This is a genomic window from Vibrio halioticoli NBRC 102217 (assembly GCF_000496695.1).
Taxonomy (GTDB): Bacteria; Pseudomonadota; Gammaproteobacteria; order Enterobacterales; family Vibrionaceae; genus Vibrio; species Vibrio halioticoli.
In genome coordinates, this window is sequence record NZ_BAUJ01000065.1 from 1 (window position 1) to 20,304 (window position 20,304).

Here is a 20,304-nt window from a genome sequence, read left to right on the forward strand (position 1 = left end):
GATTAATGGAATTATTTGGCGGCTTTAAATTGCGCTTTGCGTAAGCGGTTTAAGGTTGCTAGCAAATCTAATACTCGCGGCTTAGCAATATCACCATTATTTGGCATAGCGGCATGCCAATCGAGGGTTTCTAGTATCGCTTCACTCTCAAGGCTGAGATCGGAACTCCAACCCGGTTGCTGAGCCAATTGAAACAGTGTCCAGCCAATGGCATTGATTTCATTGGATGTTTGAAGCTGCTCTAGGGCCGAGATGTCGATAAATTCTTTACCAAAACGCAAAGCGCTTTTCCCTTTCGCGCCGACTCTAAATTTGCCTTCTGCAAGTAAGGTTTGCAGACAAGCACGATTAAACGAGCGCGGCTTGCTTTCTTGTAGCGGTTGTTCGCACTCATGACTGCGCGCAGAAGGGTGCAGCGCGATCACTTGCTTGGCTTTTTCACTGACATCAACAGGTTGATACTCATGCATTTGTATCACATTGTCTGCTTCGTCAAGATAATCCCCTGATCCTCCCATCACTATGATGGAACTGATGTTTTCTTGGTCGCGCAATTCGGCAATTCTATCGACCAAAGGAGTGATAGGTTCGGCGTCTTTTGCCACTAGCGCTTGCATGCGCTCATCTCTGATCATGAAGTTGGTCGCTGAGGTATCTTCATCGATAAGCAAACATTTAGCGCCAGATTCTATTGATTCTTGTAGCCAAGCCGCTTGTGAGGTTGATCCAGAAGCATCTTGGGTGGAGAAATCGGTAGTGGATTTCTGCATTGGCAGATGATTAATAAAGTTGGCAATGTTGAGGTTATGCACGCAACGTCCGTCTTCAGCGCGGATCTTCATGCTCAATGGATCGGTGACGCAATATTCACGACCGTCACCGGGGATATGATCGTAAATGGATTTTTCAATGGCGTTCAGCAGCGTGGATTTACCGTGGAAACCACCGCCGACAATTAAGGTGATGCCTTTTTTAATGCCAAGACCGGTGACATAGCCTCTATTAGGCGTGTGCAATGTCACTGCAAGCTCCGATGGCGCTTTCATTGGCAGGGCATCTTTCATGGGCATATCACTTTCACCAGATAGGCGGGGCAATACACTGTTGTTGGCGATAAAGCTGACTAAATCGTGCTCGGCAAGTTGCTCTCTAAGCGCGCTTTGATCTTCAATCACTTCACAATGTTTAGCAAAGCGGGCTTGGTCAAGCTCGCGCCACAGCGTGGCTTTACGAATGTATTTCGGCAAATAGAAAGTAATGATATTGAGCGCTTTCTTAGCCAGAATAGAGCGTCCATCGGCCGGAAGATTAATTCTAAAGCGTAGCTCTATGCCTTGTTCGGTAAACAAGACTGCGGTGTTATCTAACACTACCTGCGCCGTTGTGGCAACAGAGATGGCATTGTCTTGTTTAGCAAATTCGGCAAGGGTGCGCCCAATAAAATCACGCGCCGCTAATTGATACGCCTCAGAGGTTTCTTTTATGAAATCTAAACCCGTTACAGACCACGGACGAATGGCTCTAAATCGGGAAGGGGAAGCGTAGGAGTCACCTTGAACATGGTCGATGTGCAAGGTGAAGTCAGTGAAGTCGTAACTTCCCTTGATCTGTTGATAAGCGCTGTAGTTTTGTTTTTCGAGTTTTTTCAGTTTTGCGGTAAGCAGATCCATTTGGGAACCCTAGATTTCAAGCATTGGCGGATTATAACAACCCTTTGGTGACTATGTTTATAAAAATGTTTATAAACCCCTTTATAAACACCCTAAGACAGTTATTTAGCCAATTGCCATGCTAATGCTGGTTTATCTCACTTTGTTTATATAAGAACTGCTCAAAGTCTTTGCGCGTCATAGGCCCGTGATACTTCTTGCCTTCGGCATACGGGGTATCAAACTGCAATAACCATTGTTCTTGCTCTTTACTTTCCACGCCCGTAAGCACGGTATCTAAGCCTAAACGGGTGGTAATTTGCATTAACGAATGTAAAAAGCTGCGATCTTCGGAGCTGTGCTGCAAATTATCGGTAAAGGATTTATCGATTTTAATGCGCTTAAACGGGCTGTGTTTTAAATAGCTAAATGAGGCGTGCCCATGCCCAAAATCGCACAAGGTTAAATTAATGCCCAGTGAAGATATTTGTTCTAGTGTGGCTTGCAGGGTAGATTCGTTGGCAAACAGTTGTTTTTCCGATACTTCAATTTCTAATGCTTCGCCGGGGATCTGTGCTTCTTTAAGCCATAAGTGTAGATACATAGCTAAATCTTTAGAGGCGAGTTGGCAAGCATTGAGCTTAATTGCCACTCTAAAGTGAGGCTTAATCGCGCGCCATTGCTTGGCGATATAAATGGACTTTCTGACCATAAAATGGCACAGCGCGTCCGCAATTTCCGGCTGATCGCACAACTGGCTAATAGAGAGTTCAGACACATTTCCCAAAATAGGGTGGTCCCAACGAATAGAAGTGCTGGCGCTATGCCATTGACCATTTTTTATCGCTATCTGAGGTTGATAAAACAGTTTGATCGCATTGTCGCGAATGGATTCAATAAAGTAGCTCTCAAGACGATTGAGCTTAGTGCCGCCTTCAATCTGGTTATCATCATAAAATAGAATACGTTTACCCGATTCGCGGGCATTTTGCATCGCTTGATAGGCTTGCACCGTTAAAGCCATGTTTTGTGGGTTGCGTTGCGGATGACTAATAGAAGCGCCGACATACACTTGTAAGCGCACTTTTCCCGATGGCACATCAAAGTCTTGCGAGGTAACGTCCATGATGTGGCGAATAATCGCGTCGTAGTTTTTGTTGTCGTTATTCGATAATAGGGTAAAGGCGATGTCATTCGATCGCGGGCGAGCACTCAATTGAGTTTTTGGCCCCAGTTCACCAAGTTTGTCTTTGATTTGTTTGATGATCTGATCGAGCGTTTCAGCGCCCATATCAATTTGGATTCGTTGCCCATTACTGATACCAAGATAAAACACTGACACTTCTTGGTTATGCAGATCCGCTTGATTAACGATGCGATTGGTTTCTAATTCCCACGCTTTGGCATTTAACAGTCCGCTACCGGTATCATGATGTTGCTGGTAGTGAATTTCTCGTTCAAGTTGTTTACGTTTTGTGGATTCTTTGTCCAGTTGATAGCTTAGGTTAGCCAGCTCGACAGTGCGGTTTTGTATGCGTGAATGTAGCTCTTTATTGACCAGTTGCAGTTTTTGGTTTTGATAGATGACGGTGAGTTGCGCTTCGACGGAATCCTTAAACACCGATAACAATTCTCGAATAGAGATTTTAAAGTGATTAATTTTATTATCCAGAATCGATAAGGTGCCAAATGGAGTACCGTTAGGCCAATGCAACGGAATCCCTAAGTAAGATTGGGTTTTAGCTGTGAGAGGTTTAGATAATTGTTGCCATTTTGGATCTAAGTTACGATCGGGGACAACCAAAATCGAATCCGTCTTTAAGGTTGTTTCACAAAAGTGATCCTCTCCAAGGGCAAAGGTGTCGCCCACTCGAATTGGGTTATCAATATTGTGATTGCAACAAAATACATCCAGTTGATGCTGATTTAAACGATTTATCATGGCCACAGGCACATGCGAAAACTGCGCTAGGATCTCTAACATATCTTGCCATGAGCAGTAGATCTTATTAGGGACTTCTAACTGTTGTGTATTAACTCTGGCCATACGTAATCCATTACTTTGCCATTGATGAATATTAAGTGAGTGTCGATTAAATCTATTTATGCCATACCGATAAGGTGTTCATGCTTGTGCGAGATAGAGCTAACTCAATAGCAAGGCTATGCAATAAAACGAATCAGTATTTTGCGGCAATTGCTTAAGGTGGACCTTTCACCGATCACCGGTTGAGATTAACACGCTGACATGTACTGGGTATTTAGCCAGTAATAGATGATCAACCCGACAAAAACTCACTTAAATTTGGTGACTAGTATAAGGATAGCCGTAGTTTGCCTGACCTGCAGAGGGATTCGCGGTTATCTTGTATGACAACCGCGAAGAGACGATATTCAAGATGTTAAGGGCGTAACGCCTGCAATTGTTCTAGGGTGTAATCTTGCTGATAATCGACCCCATCGATGGCAAAACCGTTCAGTTGTAAGAACTCGGTTTTAAAGCCGTGATAGTCGCCTAGCTGGCTAAAGTTATCCGCCGTTAACTGAGGAAGCAGTGCCGAGACGTTTTGTTGCACGCTGTGCTTTAATTCCCAATCATCCATCCGAATCAGTCGCTCTCCATCCACAATGGGGTGTGGGTATAACTTAGAGTTAAACAAGCGCTGCATCTGTTCAATACAAGTTTCATGCAGTCCCTGCGCTTTCATGGTTTTGTAGAGCGCTAATACATAAGGGGCAAAGGTAGGAATAAATACGCTAGCTTTGGTCACTAATGCTTTGCAAACACAGGCGTATGCACCGCCTTTAAAAGGCGCCAATTTTAAATTAATGGCATGGCTGGTTTGGTGTAAATCGACCTTAGCGCGTCCCAATGTCCCTTGATGGTAAATAGGGTGCGTACACTCTGGGCCAATATAAGAAAAGGCAATGCTTTGGCAATTTGGCGCAATGGCGTCTTTGTTGATCAGTAAATCTATCCAGCTTTGCCAATCTTCTCCGCCCATTACTTTTTGCGTATCTATGATCTCTTGCTCGCTCGCCGCCGGCAATTCAGTTTCTTGCCAAACATCATCTTCTAGTCGAATGCTTGCGCCTGTTAAAGACTCGCCAATCGGTTTTATTGATGAGCGCCACAGTTCGTCTGAATCCGGTTTAGGGCGCACGCCAGTGGCAAGGCTGTAGATGATTAAATCGACTTGTCCGTTAAATTGTGTCTCAATCGCGTCTAATACTTGCTGGCGCACTGAATCTGAAAAGGCGTCACCAATAATATTTACCGCTGTTGCACCTTTAGTTTGCGCTTGCTGCTTAAAATAAATGTTGTTGTACCATCCGGCGCTACCGACGCCTTTTTCCGAAGGCCCACGCTCGAACGAAACGGCAATGGTGTCTGCATTCGCTCCGCCAAAGGTGAGCGCAATGCGCGCTGCAAGCCCAAACCCCGATGAGCCTCCTAGAATTAATACCCGTTTAGGTCCATCACTGATGGGCTTTGAACGAGAAACGATTTCTATTTGGTTTTTGATTGCTTGCTCACATCCTGCAGGATGCGCAGTGCGGGCGACAACGCCATTGATTACCGGTTCAATCTTCATGATTCACTTGTCCTTTACAGTATTGGATTAAGCTGCTGTGCCACAAACTTAGCAATCCAAGGTTGAGCTTTTTGTGTAGGGTGCAAGCCATCTTGCATGATTAAATCTTTAGAAGTGATGATCTCGGCCAGAAAAAATGGAATCAATTCAACGTTCTTTTCTTTACTTACGGTAGGATAAACCTGTGCAAATGCTTGCGCATAGCGTTTACCGTAATTCGGTGGCACTTGGATCTGCATTAAAATCACTTTAGCACCGCTGTCTTGACTCAAATCGATGAGTTTATTGAGGTTATTTTTGACCAGTTTAGGTGAGAAACCTCGTAAACCATCATTAGCACCTAATTCAATCAGCACATAGTCTGGTTGATGTTGTTGCAATAGTGCCGGAAGTCGATTTAAACCATTACCTGTAGTATCACCTGATATGCTACCGTTAATGATTCTCATTTGATGGCCGTTTTGTGCCAGTTCATCGGGTAATAATGTTGGCCAAGCTTTTTCTATGGGCATTTGATAACCCGCACTTAAGCTATCGCCGAGCACAAGCAGTGTCGCTGCGCTGACATTCATGGAAAAACAAACAAAAAGTAAGGAAAGCAAACGTATCATGACCACATCCGTAATTAAGGCTCAATCTTTAACTAAAACAGTCTCTACCAAACCAGAACATTTAACAATCCTACAAAATGTAAATTTGGATATAGATTCAGGAGAAAGTGTTGCCATTGTTGGTGCTTCTGGTGCCGGTAAATCTACGCTGATGACCTTACTTGCCGGTTTGGACGTGCCGAGCGAGGGCGATGTGCAATTGTTGGGGCATTCGTTATCAAGTTTGAACGATGAGCAAAGGGCGGATTTGCGCAGTCAACATATTGGATTTGTATTCCAAAGCTTTCTATTGATCCCCAGTTTAAGCGCGTTAGAAAATGTGACTTTGCCGTGTTTACTTCGTGGAGAGGCCGAAGACAAACATCGAGCTATGCAATTATTGGATTCTGTTGGGCTGAAAGAGCGTGTGCATCATTTACCTTCAGAGCTTTCTGGTGGTGAGCAACAGCGAGTAGCACTGGCGCGCGCATTTATGTTGCGTCCGCAAATTTTATTTGCTGATGAGCCAACGGGAAATCTCGACCATGAAACCGCACAAAATATCGTTGAGCAATTATTTAGCTTAAATCAGCAACACGGCACCACCTTAATTATGGTTACCCACGATAATGCGCTAGCGGCTAGATGCGATAGAGTGTTGACTATGCAGTCGGGTAAGTTGCAGGTGGCAAAGGCTCAATCTGTTTTCGCTGATAGCAATTAGGGGGCAAGATGACTCAAGCACATTTAGAGACGTTGACTCCTGATAATCCGAAACTCAATCGCCGTTTATTGGCGTGGAGTTTTAAAGAGATCCGTCATGGGCAGTTATGGCCAATTTCGGTGGCGCTGACTCTTATCATCGCATGTGTGTTTGCGCTGTCAGCACTGGCGGAGCGAATGGAACAAGTGATTGTGAAGCAGGGCGCGGATGCACTTACCGCCGATCTGGTATATCGCTCTGATAGCCCAATTCCAGAGACACTGAGCCGTCATTCATTACCGCCGCAGATCCAGACTGCGTCAATGGTGCGTTTTGCCACTATGGCATTTAGTGACCAAGATATGTTGCTCGTGACGGTAAAAGCGGTGGATGATGCTTATCCACTGCGTGGTGATTTACAGCTTTCAAAGGGGAAGAGTCTTGCATCTCATGTTTCACAAGGCGAACTGTGGTTAGAAAAACGCGCCATGCTGGCATTAGAGGCCAACATAGGGGATGTGGTCTCTATTGGTGATGCCGATTTTGTGGTCAGTGGTGAAATTGAGCAGCAACCTGGGTTGAGCTTTAATCCATTTCAACAAATGCCAACGGCGATGATTCATCACAGCGATATTGAAAAAACGGGCGCTTTACAAATTGGTTCTCGGGTTCGATATCTACAGTATTTTAATGGCGACAATGCCGATTTACAGCAGTTAAAACAAGGCATAACGTTAGGTTCAGGAGATCGCTGGCGAGATCAACATAGCCCAAGTCGTACTAACGACATGTTTACGCGCACCACCCAATACTTGTCGTTAACGGTGGCAATTGTGGTGATTATGGCGGCGACCACCTTGGTATTGACTTGTCAACACTATGTTGCCGGCCGGCGTCAAACGGTGGCCATGCTCAAGAGTATCGGTGCCAGTAAAAAGTGGATAGGGCGCTGGCTGATGATTCAGGTGTTGTTGCTGTTTGTCATCGGCGCACTCTTTGGGGTCAGTATTGGTTACTTATTAGAAGTGTTATTGCGAGTCCCTCTGGCGGATTTATTACCTGATCCACTACCAAGTTACGGCGTCACACCGGCAGTGCTGTCTATTGTCACTTGCTTATTAATTGGTGTACCGGCACTTGGCATTCCTATGATCAACTTGCTCAATACTTCTGCAAGTGCGGTTTTACAACCTGAAACACAAGGCAGAAGTAAAGCATTATGGCTGGTGGCCGTGCCTATCGTGCCAATGTTGATTGCGTATGGCAGCAATACTTTGGTTTGGATTGTATTGGGTGGCATGCTGCTGCTGTTTTCGGTGTTGGCATTAGTGGCGGTGTTGATTTCAAAGAGCATTGGTAAACTGAAACTTTCGCCGGCTATGGCGCTGGCGGTCAGTCGGCTAAATCGCTCATCACTTGCCAGTGGTTTGCAATTTGGTGCATTGGCACTATCGCTGATGTTACTGGCCATTGTTTGGCTAGTAAGAACCGATTTATTAGGGGATTGGCGAAACACTTTACCGGAAAACGCGCCAAATGCGTTTGCTATCAATATTGCCCCTTATGAAGTTGACGATTATTTAAAGCAATTAGATCAAGATAATATTGAACGCTCGCAAGCTTATCCTATTATTCGCGGTCGCTTGGTTACGGTAAATGGTCGCGATGCTAAGCAAGTCTCCGAAGAGCATCAAGAAACTGATGCGGTGCGCCGTGAGCTTAATCTGACGTGGGCACAGCAATTACCGGATTATAACGACACCCTTAGCGGCTCATGGGGCAGTGATAATGGAGTGTCGGTTGAATCAGAAGTGGCACAGGCATTAGGTCTTAAACTGGGTGATGAGTTGGGCTTTTCTATTAGCGGGCAAACGGTGTTGGCGGTGGTCAATAGCATCCGCAAAGTCGAATGGCGCGAAATGAAGCCGAATTTTTATTTTATTTTCTCACCTAAATACGCTGATAAGATGCCGGGCGCATTTATGGTCTCTTATCGAATTGAGCCGGAAAATGACGCTATGGTGCAAGCACTGTCAGCGCAATATCCTACGGTTAGTTTGCTCGATATTCGTATCATGGGTGACAAAATTCAATCTTTATTGTCGCAAATTGTCTGGTCGATTACTGTTTTAGCCGGACTTGGGGTGGTAGCCGGATTATTGCTGATATTTACCTTATTAAGATTAAGTATTTCACAGCGGCAGTTAGAGATCCGCCTGTATCGCACATTAGGTGCAAGCAAGAAACGAATTTCATCCACATTATGGTGTGAATACGGTCTGATGGCGCTGATCGCAGGTGTAGTAGCCAGTATTGGTGCGGAGGCAAGCGTGAGTGGATTATTGTATTGGGGATTTGATTTGCCTGCTCGTATTCATCCACAGCTATGGCTTGCTTTACCGCTGCTGACCTTTGTTGTGTTAGGTTTAGTAGTTAACAGCTTGATAAATCAGTTGTTACAACCTGTGAAAAATGGTGCTCTGTAACAGAGCGATATTGATGAAATGTGTGTAGGTACACGCTGTGTATGGCATTTTTTATGTTGAGTTTTCGTTATTCATCACACATTAGCCTATCAATAGTGGGGACTATATCTCCACTATTGATAGTTATAAACAACACAATGTTTGTCACTAAGTCGATTTCTTCGGATTCGGTTATCCACACGAATTGTGGATAACTACTTGGATAAGTTTTTACTGAAATTAAGGGGATCTGGTCTTAGGCTATAGCTATTCAAGGATTGCGAAACATCGTTATTCACAATATCAATGCAACGCGATTTCTTTGGAAACAGGTCAAGAATTTTTTTGATTATTTTGCCTGTTATCACGAGGTTGTATTTTGGAAAAACCTTAACCATTGTGTGTATTCAAGCATACATTTATCTACATCACTTTTAACAAAGTTAACTTTGGCTCCAGGCTTAAGTTGCGTGAGTTTCCCAAGATCCATTCGCGCGACATTTCCTACTTTCGGATAGCCGCCAATGGTCTGTCTTTCACAAAGCATAATTATGGGTTGCCCGTTGGGCGGAATTTGAATCGCCCCTAAAGAGATAGCCTCTGAAATCAAATGTTGCTTTGGCGAGTCGACTGCGTTACCCGACATTTGATATCCCATTTTGTTGCTTTGTGTGCCAACGCAATATTGAGAATGAAACAACTCATCTAATGCTTGCGGACTAAAAGTACGATACTGAGACCCTAATATGACATTGAGATTAGTGCTGTGTGAAGGTTTGAATTTTGGGACGTACCTCGCAGCGACCGCAACTTGTTTGGCGTTGTTTGCGTCTAGTAAGCGAGCATAAATAAGGTCGCCTTTGGTTAAGTGATCGCCATTGCTTTGCAAGCCACCTAATCCTTCTTTGTGTACGGTAGCGAGACTGCGATGGTGCGTTGGAGCGTCTATACCGCCGGGCAGGGCAATATAGTGGCGCAAACCATTGCGAGGTAGCTGAATGGAAAGATGCTGACCTTTTTTGACCTTAATGCATCGCCATGTCGAGGTAACCACCTCGTCTAATAACACAGGGCTGGTGGCTCCGGTTATCGCAATGTGGGTGTCTTGATGTATCACGGCTTCAAAACCGCCTAATGTCACTTCAATGACTGCACTCGCAAATGGATTGCCTAACAGCTTATTTGCCCAGTGGTAGGAGTATTCGTCGGCGACACCACCTTGGGTGATACCTAAATGTGCAAATCCCAAGCGGCCGCCATCTTGAATGCCAGTTTGTGGACTGGCTTTTAAAATTGTCATTATCTTGTGCAATTTAGAGCGCGCCTCCGAGCAATTTAAACTCAGCTTTTGTGATAGGCACAAAGCGCACCTGATCGCCTGCAGACAGTAGTGTCATCGACGGTTTATTGGGTGTATACAGTTCGATTGGCGTTCTGCCAATGACATTCCATCCTCCGGGGCTGGCTTGCGGGTAAACTGCAGTTTGTGGCCCTGCAATTGCGACGCTGCCTTGTGGCACAACCGCTCGCGGGGAATTTAAACGCGGAAGTTGCAAAGCTTTAGGCACATCGGCCATAAAAGCAAAGCCTGGCGAAAAACCAAGGGCGTACACTTGGTAGATAACACTGCTGTGTAGCGTTTGAATTTCTGACAATGAAAGCTCTGTCAGGCGTTGGTAGCGCTCGGCGTCTAATGCCACTGATTTTCCGTAATAAACGGGGACTTCAATAATGGGATGCGCAGTGCATTTATCTGTTGCCGTTTGTTCTGCCAGTAAACTGGTAAGCTGGGTTGTAATGTGTGCCCAATTAAAACTCAGCGGCGAAAACTCCAGTAATAGAGTTGTGTAAGAAGGAATGCAATTGATTGGCGCAGGTACCAGTGTTTGGTTGATGCGTTGTACTGCGCTATTTATCACAGCTGGCAGCGTGGGCGTAATGTTTTGCGCAAATTCAATTAACAGACAACATTCGCCGACGCGCGCAATAGTAGGTATATCAAGGCTGGGTATCTTAGTTGCTGAGTAGATAGCGGCTTTGGGATCATTCATTATTGCTGGCCGTCAATTAAGCTGCGCAGGCATTTTGCGAAAACAAGTGCGTTGGCATTGTCGCCATGTAGACATATAGAATCGGCATGCAAACGAATATCTTGTTGGTCGATACTTTTAAAAGTGTGTTTATTGAGCATTGCTTTTGCTTGGTACTCGACTTGCTTAACGTCTTCAAGCACAGCGCCAGACAAAGAGCGAGGCGCAAGTTGTTTGTTGGCGCCATAGCGTCGGTCAGCAAACCCTTCATGAATCAAAGTGACATTTGCTCGCTTGGCTAATTGCACATAATCACTGCGTTCGGTAGCCAATATCATTAACGGTAAATTGAGGATACTGGCCGCTTGTAGCATGGCGCTGTAAAGCCCAATGTCTTGCATCATATCGTTGTAGAGTGCGCCGTGGGGTTTGATGTAATCAACTTGCGTGTGGTGCAGGCGACAGATCCCTTGCAATGCGCCTACTTGATAAAGAGTGAGGTGTACGATTTGCTGTTGAGTATGCGCAATTGAACGGCGCCCAAAACCTTGCAGATCGGCGTATCCAGGATGTGCACCGATAGAAACATTATGCGCTTTTGCTAAAGCGACAGTCTGGGACATGGTATCAGGGTCGGAGGCGTGAAAACCGCAGGCAATGTTGGCCATATCGAGGTAGGGCATGATCAGTTGATCATCGCCCTTGCTCCATGAAGCAAAGCTCTCACCGACATCACAATTGAGTTTCATTGTTTATCTCCTTTTTAAAGCACTTAGCGCAAGTATAACGCGTGGCATAAGCAACTTTATGTTGTTGCCCCTCATTAAACAAACTCGATAATAGCAATTTGCCTTTATAAATCCATTTGATATAAAACGGATTTTTGATTGATAACCGATAATCTTCACCATAATTTAACGCCTGACAAATTTTCAAAAGGGCTAAAATAAGGTAATCTGACGCGTAAATAACTCAGTTGGCGAAACTCATGAAAGTACTAGTAACTGGCGGTATGGGCTATATCGGTAGCCATACCTGCATTCAGCTTTTAGAAGCAGGCTTCACGCCTGTGATTTTTGATAATTTATACAACAGTAAGGCCAGCGTGAATCAGCGTATCCGCTTGGTAACAGGGCAGACGGTTGAATTTGTTGAAGGCGATATTCGCGATAAAGCGCTATTGGTCAAAACACTGAAGCAATACGATATTGATGCTGTGATCCATTTCGCAGGATTGAAAGCAGTCGGTGAATCAGTGGCTAAGCCATTAGAGTATTACGATAACAATGTGAATGGCACACTAGTACTTGTAGATGCAATGCGTGATGCTGGCGTGAACCGTTTAGTATTTAGCTCATCTGCGACTGTGTATGGCGACCCGCATACGGTGCCAATTACTGAAGATTTCCCAACCAGTGCGACCAACCCTTATGGTCGCAGTAAACTTATGGTGGAAGAGTGTTTAACGGATTTCCAACAGGCAAATCCAGAGTGGAGCATCACTTTACTGCGCTACTTCAACCCTGTGGGCTCTCACCCAAGCGGTCAATTAGGCGAAGATCCACAAGGTATTCCAAATAATTTGATGCCATTTGTCTCGCAAGTTGCCGTTGGACGTCGTGAGTACCTATCGGTATTTGGTGATGATTACCCAACTCCTGATGGCACTGGCGTGCGTGATTACATCCATGTGATGGATTTAGCGGATGGTCATATTGCCGCACTGCAGCGCGTTGGCGTTAAGTCTGGATTGCATATTTTCAATTTAGGTACCGGTAATGGTTCCAGTGTACTTGATATGGTAAAAGCCTTTGAACAAGCAAGCGGAAAGAGCATTGCTTATAAAATTGCCCCGCGCAGACCGGGTGATATTGCGGAGTGTTGGGCCGATCCTGCCAAGGCTGAAAACGAGTTAGGTTGGAAGGCAAACCGCACTTTGCAACAGATGACCGAAGATACCTGGCGCTGGCAATCGGAAAATCCGAAGGGTTACCCTGAATAAATCCGAATAAAGGCTATACATTCTCTTACTAGTTGTTACAATTGCGTTGAGATTTATATCTTTAACGCAACGTACTGATAACTGGTGGAAGAAATATGGAACTAGCGCTAATCGTCACATTTATTGCTGCTTCAACGATAATGGTGATTAAAGAAATCAAAGCCAACAAATAACTGCGATTATTTTGCAATAATCCAGTTTTTGTTTGTCTTTTTGATTGCAAAATACGCAGGCCAACTCAAATGAGTTGGCTTTTTAGTATGTGAAAGGTGACTTCTTTAAACAGAATTTGCCGTTACAAATTAAGCTCCATCTCAACAACGCCTTCTTCAAAGTCTACTTTGGCTGAAAACCCTAATTTTTGCGCCAAGGTGACCATGCCTTTATTTGATGGCATCGTCATCCCATCAATACGTTGTATACCTTTATGTTTACAATAATCGATGATGGATTGCATCAATATCCGCCCAAGTCCTTTGCCTTTCATATCTGAGCGAATCAGTACCGCAAATTCGGCGCTATTGATTCTAATATCGGTAATGGCTCGCACCACACCTAAGATTTGCTTACCGTTCACCAGCACTAAGGCCATTTCACGGTCGTAATCAATTTGAGTGAGATTGGCGAGAGCTTGATGATCAAACTCGCCGACGTCACTGAAAAATCGCTTATAAAGATCTTCCTTACTGACATTATTAATAAACTGCGCATGTAATGGTTCGTCTTCAGGGCGGATTGGGCGCAATAGTAGTTGGGTGTTGTCTTTTAGGGTAACGGTTGATTCGAGCTCAATGGGATACGGCAGTATTGCCAGAGGGCGCTCGATTAAATGATTAATACGAGTGTGGATTGGCGTGATTTGGCAATGCCCAAGATGATTAAAACTGACATTGAGATGCATTGATTTTATACCGTTTTGGTCAACGATGAGCTGAGAAAAACGGACTAATGTTTGTGTTAATGACTCAAATTGTTTGTTTGAAATGGGGGATATTTTACGTCGCTGCAGTGCGCTCTTGATCAACAGTTTAGAGAGTTTATCGTTTAAGGGCGGAAACCCAGCCACACAGTGTTGGTCATTAAGCTGTTGCTCGTTACCCAGTAAAATTACTGGTCCAAAGGTAGGGTCACAGTTAAGGTGCAAGCTTATCGTTGCCTCTTTAGAACTTTCATGGCTAAGCGTAGGAATTTGGTAGCAATCCAATAACTGCGCTATTTTATCGATGCTGAGTTCAGGCTCGGCTTGTTGTTGCAATAGGGTTTTTGCTTTAATTCCGGCTTGCGCGATATGCTCGATTGATAAAGGCGTTTCCATCAATTGAACTTGGCTGGCACGATAGCGCACCAAATGCATAAACGCCATTATACTGCTTTCCGGCGTTCGATACGTAGGGATGCCATGTTTGGAAAACAAACTGCGCGCTTGTTTTGCCGAGGTTTCACCGAGCCAGTTGGTTAATAAATTGATCCGTTTTCTGTTTGGGTGTTTGCGGTAAATATCAAGAAGCTGCGAAGCGGTACTGAGAGGATCAGAAATGGCTGATGGGCTGTAGAGCACTAAGATAGCGTCGATGTCTTTGCTGTCTAACAGCAGTGTAAATGCTTTTAATAACTTGCTACTTTGCCAGTCCCCTGATAAATCGATTGGGTTAACAGCACATTCGTTGGAAACGATTTTTAGTTTCCCTAGAATCTCATCAGAAAACTCAGCTAACTTTCCACCAAGGTGTTGCAGTACGTCACTGGCAATGACTGCAGGGCCAGAGCCGTTGCTTATCATGGCTAAGCGTTTACCTTTCAGCGGAATAGAATGGGTGAGGGTTTCAGCTGCCGCGAACAGTTCGTGGGTAGAATGCACCCTAAGTAATCCACAGCGATCAAATGCTGAGTCATAAACCACATTCAAAGACTTGCTACCGCCGTGATGGAGCATGGAGAGTTCTTTTCCTACTTCGGAACGTGCTCCTTTTAACACTAAAACTCGCTTGTTGCGTGACGCGGCGCGCGCCGCTGACATGAAGCGCCTTGCGTCTTGAATATGTTCTACATACAGCAAGATAGCCTCAGTTTTACTGTGCATACTCAAATAATCAATGACTTCCGCTATGCCAACATCGGCCATACTGCCAATGGAAACAAAGGCTGAAAAGCCAATTTGTTTGTCATTCGCCCAATCCAGTACGGTTGTGGCGATGGCTGCCGATTGAGAAATAAACGCGATTTTACCCGGTAGTACCTTAACTGGTGACAAAGAGGCATTAATGGAAGCCCAAGGCATACACAAGCCTAAGCTGTTTGGCCCTACAATGCGGATATTGTGCAATTTGGCTTGCTGTTTTAGGGCTTGGTGTTGCTGCTCATCAAACAACGAATTGGCGATTAAAATGACCGCGCGAATCCCTTTGTCATCTAAATCTGTAAATAAAGAAGGCAATTCTTGATGGTCCACACAAATGATTGCCAATTCTGGCGTCAGGGGCAAGGAGTCGATATTGGGATAACACAGCACGCCAGATACAGAGGTATGTTTAGGGTTGACGGGCAACACTGTGCCATTAAATCCAGAATGAAGGAGGTTATCGACCATCACTTTTCCTGGAGACATGGGTTTATTTGACGCTCCGATAATGGCGATGGCTCTTGGGTTAAACAATGAATCCATAGGGCTCATAAATGTGTGTCCTAAAAGAAGTATCTGTTTAATTTTAAAGCTGTTTACATCATCAGTGTGACAAATTTAACCTGTTTATAGCATTAAGGCTGAAAAGTGAGCTTTTGATCACGTCTAATTGCACTTAGAGCAAGGCTTTTCCTTGATTATGCAAGGGATGATGGGCATGATTTTGATAACCGAGTGTGAATGAGAATTATGATGAAAAAAACGGCGATAGTTTCACTTGCTTTGTTGTTAGCGGCATGTAGCTCAAGCGAATACGAAACAGATATACAATCGGAAAGTTATCAAGAGAATTATCAAACAACTCAAGCTGAAGTGGATGCAAAAAAACCTCAGATTGAAGAGCAAGATTTGACGCCTGTAGTGACGCCAATTGCACAAGATACGAGCACAAGTAATGTTGCTACAGATAATGCGACTGCGGATAACATGACTAACAATGCAAAACCGATGACGGATGCCCAAGAAGGCGACAGTGTAGAATCAACGGCTTCAACTGCAGCGCCTGAGGTTGAAATTGCGTCATTAAATGCCCCTAGTAAAGGTTTCTCAATCCAATTGGCAACGCTTTCTGATAAAACAAAAGCACAAGCATTCGCCGAGCAACTGAAAGCTGATTCTACGCTTTGGGTACAAACTAAAACTATCAATGACAAAGTGGTTTACTCAGTCGTAATGGGTGACTATGCCGATTATGATCATGCTAAAGCGGCCGTTGCCGCACTACCTGAGCGTCTACAAAAGCTACAACCATTTGTTAAGAATTTTACTGACAAAGAATTGGCAGCAACCGATCACTTTTTGCTGTTAAAATAATTACGTATAAGATCTATTGGGTTTATCAAGATGTCGAACATTAATATTCTTTTGCTTTGTGGTGGTGGTTCTTCAGAGCATGAGGTGTCTTTAGTTTCCGCTGATTATGTGCAGCAACAATTAGAACTCACCAGCGAATTCAAGGTGATTCGCGTAGAAATCGTTAATAATTCATGGCTTAACAATGATAAGCAAGAATGCTATTTAGATATTCATTCTGGAGATTTGGTTGTTGGCGGTGCAAGGTCGAATATCGATTACATCGTGCCTTGTATTCATGGCTACCCGGGCGAAACCGGTGATATTCAATCTCTGTTTGAACTTGCTGGTATTCCTTATTTTGGGTGTGGGCCTGAAGCAAGTAGCAACAGTTTTAATAAAATCACCTCTAAGCTTTGGTATGACGCTATTGGCGTAGAAAATACGCCGTATTTGTTCCTAACAGAAAATAGTTCAAAAAGTATCGAAAAGACTCAGCAAGCCCTTGATACTTGGGGTTCTTTATTTGTCAAAGCAGCACGTCAAGGTTCTTCTGTTGGTTGTTACAAGGTAACGGAGTCATCAGAGTTACAACGCGCGGTGAATGATGCATTTAACTATTCTGAACAAGTGTTGGTTGAGAAAGCAGTGAAACCGAGAGAGCTCGAAGTTGCCGCTTATCAATACCAAGGTAAGCTGTACATTAGCGCTCCAGGTGAAGTGATTGCGCCATCGGGTACCTTCTATTCTTATGAAGAGAAATACAGCTCTGATAGCCATTCAACTACTGAAATCGAAGCTAAAGATCTGACTGATATCCAACGTCAGAAGATTGAAGAATACTCACACAAAGTCTTTGTGCAGATGGGTTTGAAAGATCTGTCTCGAATCGATTTCTTCTTAACTGAGGACGGAGAAATCTATTTGAACGAGGTAAATACCTTCCCAGGTATGACGCCTATTTCAATGTTCCCTAAAATGCTCAGCAACAACGGTCACTCTTTTTCTGACTACCTCGCTCAAGCGGTAAAATCTGCGCTTTAATCCCAAGGTTTTATCGATTTAAATTTAAGTCTTTCACTGTCTGCCAATACTTGTTTACCAAGATATTGCGCAGGCATTGCAGGGCTTAACCAACGTCCAAAATCTGTAATATCTCGCACGCTATAACCTTGTTTAGCCAACTCCTTGGTTGCGCCCACTCGAGCCGATTGACCGGACAGCTTCAGTGGAATGTCTAATTGCGTCTCTGCACTCCTAAATACCCGATAAATTGAAGATGAATCTAAAGGCTCGTCACCAATATTACCGTGTCTGTCTATACGGCGAAACACCGGACCTAAATGTTCGGGTAACATTAGCAGCCAACGCTTAACGATTTCACTGCTTTGCTCAGACAACTGGTAGTTGTTGTCGTTGATGCTTAACTGAATCGGCTTATCATCGATAATATCAAAGGTCAGTTGATGAAAATGCAAGGTTCTTAGTTCACTACGTTTCATCGCACACTCGAACATCACAGATAATATGGCGGCATCTCGCAATTGCTTCAGGCTACTTTCTGCGTCTAACTGTTGCTGAATAAGATGTAGATGCTCTGAGTTAAACGCTTCTGCTTGTTTTGCATCGCCTTTTTTATCTAGGCGCAATTGAGCCAGTAACATTTTAATTTGACGGTGGTTGCAAGGGTCGGGGAACTCGTGAAACTTATGCACTAAACCAATAGTAATCGCCATACGTTTGATAGTGGCGTATTTACTCGTTTGGGATTGTTTCTCCAAAAACAGCCGCACAGCCAACGTCGATGCTACGATAGCGGAAACCTTTTTACTCCTGCAGAACTCAACAAACTTATTCCAGTCGTTATACATAGATAACAATGAATTGCGACTGTATTGGCGCTGGGTCAGCGTATCGAAGTCTTCAATGCTCACTTTGTTATTGAAACGAGCACAGCTTTGCTTTTTTAGTACAGGATCTGTGATTGGAATACATTTCTTTCTCATTTTAGCGCACTATAACTAAATACAATTAAACGAATAATAGACGCTAACCAATTGATTGGAAAGAGTTAACTAAAAATATTGTTTAGGTAATGCAAAACCGATAGTGAATATTGGCTGAGTTAAGTGTTAAAATCATCCCTATAACTTCTAAGATAAGGCAGACGTATGTCTCTTGTATATTCAACCGACGTAGGGCGCATTAAGCCTGAAGAGCAAAAAATTGAACGCCCTAAGGGTGATGGTATTGTCCGTATTCAACGACAAACCAAAGGTCGTAAGGGAAAAGGAGTTTGTTTGGTTACAGGCTTAGACCTTGATGATGTAGGACTGAAACTGATGGCAGCAGAACTTAAGAAAGTATGCGGTTGTGGCGGCTCTGTTAAAGATGGCGTTATCGAAATACAAGGTGATAGCCGCGATAAGATCAAAGCTCACTTAGAGAAGAAAGGGCATACAGTAAAACTTGCTGGCGGTTAATACTCACCGTAATTGCCGATTTCTATTGAGCCCAATATTGACGTTGGGCTTTTAAAAGCAAGACTAATGCACTATAACTAATTTTAGTTATCTATATGTAAAAGTAGAATACCAACGCAAAAAATTATATTAAAATTACATAAGTCATTAAAAAACAAAGTAATACTATTAAGACACTAAATAAAGCGTATGATTGCGGCACCTATAAACGTGCATTGATCACAAAATCACATCACGTTTAATTTTTCCATAAACATCATCAAAAATAGGTCACGCAATGATAGTAATTTACGGCATCAAAGAGCATTTAAACCCAATCAAAGCACAACTGTCCGACATCATTCAATGTGCTATGAGTAAATCTCTTAGTTTGCCCGACGATAAGCGTGCTCATCGTTTTATCCCAATGAACCAAGATGATTTCTTCTTTCCTGGCGGAAGAACAGCGGCTTACACTGTGATAGAAATCAATATGATGGAAGGCCGTCAAATTGATACCAAAAAGAATCTCATCAAAACCTTATTTAATGATATCGAAACTGAATTAGGTATTTCACCGATTGATGTAGAAATCACTATCAAAGAACAACCTGCACATTGCTGGGGATTTCGCGGCATGACCGGTGATGAAGCTCGCGATTTGCAGTATAAAGTGAAGATGTAAGTAATCTTTATATTTTCAAACACTCAGTCGTAAATAGAAGACTATTTACGACTGAGCCCTTTGTTTTGTGGTAAAAGATAACAGGAAACGCTTTTAATCCGAGTAATGTAAGCAGCCTGATAATATCTAACCGTTTATTACAAAGCTAACCTCTACCAACAATCCACCCAAATTCGCTTCATCTATCTATTGATGACTGGCGCTTAAAAGATTAAATCATTAAATCATTTAGATTCAGTCATCAGCGAAAATCTTGGACTATTAACTGCCAATCCAACTGGCATGCGGGTTAGAAACATTGAATGTTGTTGGGTTCTCGAATGCCTGTAATTATACGCAGCAGCAGATACAAAAGAACTAACCACGTAAAGCCTAAAGTTCATACATTGCGACAGGCTACAAGATCCTACACAAATTCAGTACTGCGATTTCAGGCCAACAAACTACTTGATAGTGATTCAAAGCTAATCCGTCTGTACGTAATCGGTCCCATCTAAATTAACACCACCATGTACGATGTTGTAAATTGAAGTTCGAATACTGACTGATTAAGACAACGCTAAGCGAGTTTTATAATGTATGCGTTGCAAAAAGGGGATAGGAACCTAGAGAAGTACAAGAAGTTGATGGTTCTAATAAACCCCATTTAA

The 20,304-nt window shown here is 43.6% G+C and carries 16 protein-coding genes; 7 read left to right on the forward strand and 9 right to left on the reverse strand.

Annotated elements, in window-relative coordinates; translation table 11 throughout:
• Positions 1-11 precede the first annotated feature (11 nt).
• The 4 genes from VHA01S_RS15690 to VHA01S_RS15705 all read right to left on the reverse strand — a co-directional run bounded on the left by VHA01S_RS15690 (position 12) and on the right by VHA01S_RS15705 (position 5,856).
• Positions 12-1,670, reverse strand: coding sequence for an ABC-ATPase domain-containing protein (locus VHA01S_RS15690; RefSeq protein WP_023405326.1), 1,659 nt, complete (start codon positions 1,668-1,670; stop codon positions 12-14).
• A gap of 121 nt (positions 1,671-1,791) precedes the next feature.
• Positions 1,792-3,696, reverse strand: a complete 1,905-nt coding sequence (locus tag VHA01S_RS15695; RefSeq protein WP_023405327.1) for a sensor domain-containing phosphodiesterase — start codon at positions 3,694-3,696, stop codon at positions 1,792-1,794.
• A gap of 355 nt (positions 3,697-4,051) precedes the next feature.
• The gene (fabV, locus tag VHA01S_RS15700; protein WP_023405328.1) at positions 4,052-5,245 is read right to left on the reverse strand and encodes an enoyl-ACP reductase FabV; all 1,194 of its coding nucleotides are present in this window, start codon (positions 5,243-5,245) and stop codon (positions 4,052-4,054) included.
• 14 nt (positions 5,246-5,259) lie between these two features.
• Entirely contained in the window at positions 5,260-5,856 is a 597-nt protein-coding gene (locus tag VHA01S_RS15705; RefSeq protein ID WP_039971167.1) for an arylesterase, read from the reverse strand.
• Here VHA01S_RS15705 and VHA01S_RS15710 point away from each other — a divergent pair.
• Both VHA01S_RS15710 and VHA01S_RS15715 read left to right on the forward strand, forming a co-directional pair.
• Positions 5,855-6,559 carry an ABC transporter ATP-binding protein gene (locus VHA01S_RS15710; RefSeq protein WP_023405330.1) on the forward strand — a complete coding sequence of 235 codons (705 nt, stop codon included), beginning with the start codon at positions 5,855-5,857 and terminating at the stop codon, positions 6,557-6,559. The genes VHA01S_RS15705 and VHA01S_RS15710 overlap by 2 nt on opposite strands.
• Before the next feature lie 8 nt (positions 6,560-6,567).
• Positions 6,568-9,024: an ABC transporter permease gene (locus VHA01S_RS15715; protein ID WP_023405331.1), complete on the forward strand. Its 2,457-nt coding sequence runs from the start codon at positions 6,568-6,570 to the stop codon at positions 9,022-9,024.
• 343 nt (positions 9,025-9,367) lie between these two features.
• Here VHA01S_RS15715 and VHA01S_RS15720 read toward each other — a convergent pair whose 3' ends face one another.
• Genes VHA01S_RS15720 through VHA01S_RS15730 form a run of 3 tightly spaced genes read right to left on the reverse strand, consistent with a single transcriptional unit; the run spans position 9,368 to position 11,782 of the window.
• Positions 9,368-10,303, reverse strand: coding sequence for a 5-oxoprolinase subunit C family protein (locus VHA01S_RS15720; RefSeq protein WP_023405332.1), 936 nt, complete (start codon positions 10,301-10,303; stop codon positions 9,368-9,370).
• A gap of 13 nt (positions 10,304-10,316) precedes the next feature.
• Positions 10,317-11,054: a 5-oxoprolinase subunit PxpB gene (pxpB, locus tag VHA01S_RS15725; RefSeq protein ID WP_023405333.1), complete on the reverse strand. Its 738-nt coding sequence runs from the start codon at positions 11,052-11,054 to the stop codon at positions 10,317-10,319.
• Entirely contained in the window at positions 11,054-11,782 is a 729-nt protein-coding gene (locus VHA01S_RS15730; protein ID WP_023405334.1) for a 5-oxoprolinase subunit PxpA, read from the reverse strand. Before VHA01S_RS15730 ends, pxpB begins: the two co-directional genes overlap by 1 nt.
• A 239-nt stretch (positions 11,783-12,021) precedes the next feature.
• Here VHA01S_RS15730 and galE point away from each other — a divergent pair, with 239 nt between their 5' ends.
• Complete coding sequence (gene galE / locus VHA01S_RS15735; protein WP_023405335.1) at positions 12,022-13,035, forward strand: UDP-glucose 4-epimerase GalE; 1,014 nt, start codon at positions 12,022-12,024, stop codon at positions 13,033-13,035.
• A 295-nt stretch (positions 13,036-13,330) separates the two neighbouring features.
• Here galE and VHA01S_RS15740 read toward each other — a convergent pair whose 3' ends face one another.
• Positions 13,331-15,706 carry a bifunctional acetate--CoA ligase family protein/GNAT family N-acetyltransferase gene (locus tag VHA01S_RS15740; protein WP_023405336.1) on the reverse strand — a complete coding sequence of 792 codons (2,376 nt, stop codon included), beginning with the start codon at positions 15,704-15,706 and terminating at the stop codon, positions 13,331-13,333.
• A 198-nt stretch (positions 15,707-15,904) separates the two neighbouring features.
• On the opposite strand from VHA01S_RS15740, the gene VHA01S_RS15745 reads away from it, so the two are divergent.
• Both VHA01S_RS15745 and VHA01S_RS15750 read left to right on the forward strand, forming a co-directional pair.
• Complete coding sequence (locus VHA01S_RS15745) at positions 15,905-16,528, forward strand: SPOR domain-containing protein (RefSeq protein ID WP_240432774.1); 624 nt, start codon at positions 15,905-15,907, stop codon at positions 16,526-16,528.
• Between the two features lie 30 nt (positions 16,529-16,558).
• Positions 16,559-17,551 (forward strand): D-alanine--D-alanine ligase, encoded by a 993-nt coding sequence (locus VHA01S_RS15750; RefSeq protein WP_023405338.1) that lies wholly within the window; start codon positions 16,559-16,561, stop codon positions 17,549-17,551.
• On the opposite strand, the gene VHA01S_RS15755 is transcribed toward VHA01S_RS15750, so the two are convergent.
• On the reverse strand, positions 17,548-18,513 hold the full coding sequence (locus VHA01S_RS15755; RefSeq protein ID WP_023405339.1) for a tyrosine-type recombinase/integrase: 966 nt from the start codon (positions 18,511-18,513) through the stop codon (positions 17,548-17,550). The genes VHA01S_RS15750 and VHA01S_RS15755 overlap by 4 nt on opposite strands.
• Before the next feature lie 165 nt (positions 18,514-18,678).
• Between VHA01S_RS15755 and yciH the strand changes: the two genes are divergently transcribed.
• Together yciH and VHA01S_RS15765 are read left to right on the forward strand one after the other, a co-directional pair.
• Entirely contained in the window at positions 18,679-18,990 is a 312-nt protein-coding gene (gene yciH, locus VHA01S_RS15760) for a stress response translation initiation inhibitor YciH (protein ID WP_021713801.1), read from the forward strand.
• A gap of 277 nt (positions 18,991-19,267) precedes the next feature.
• Positions 19,268-19,654, forward strand: coding sequence for a tautomerase family protein (locus VHA01S_RS15765; RefSeq protein WP_023405340.1), 387 nt, complete (start codon positions 19,268-19,270; stop codon positions 19,652-19,654).
• The last annotated feature ends 650 nt before the right edge of the window (positions 19,655-20,304 follow it).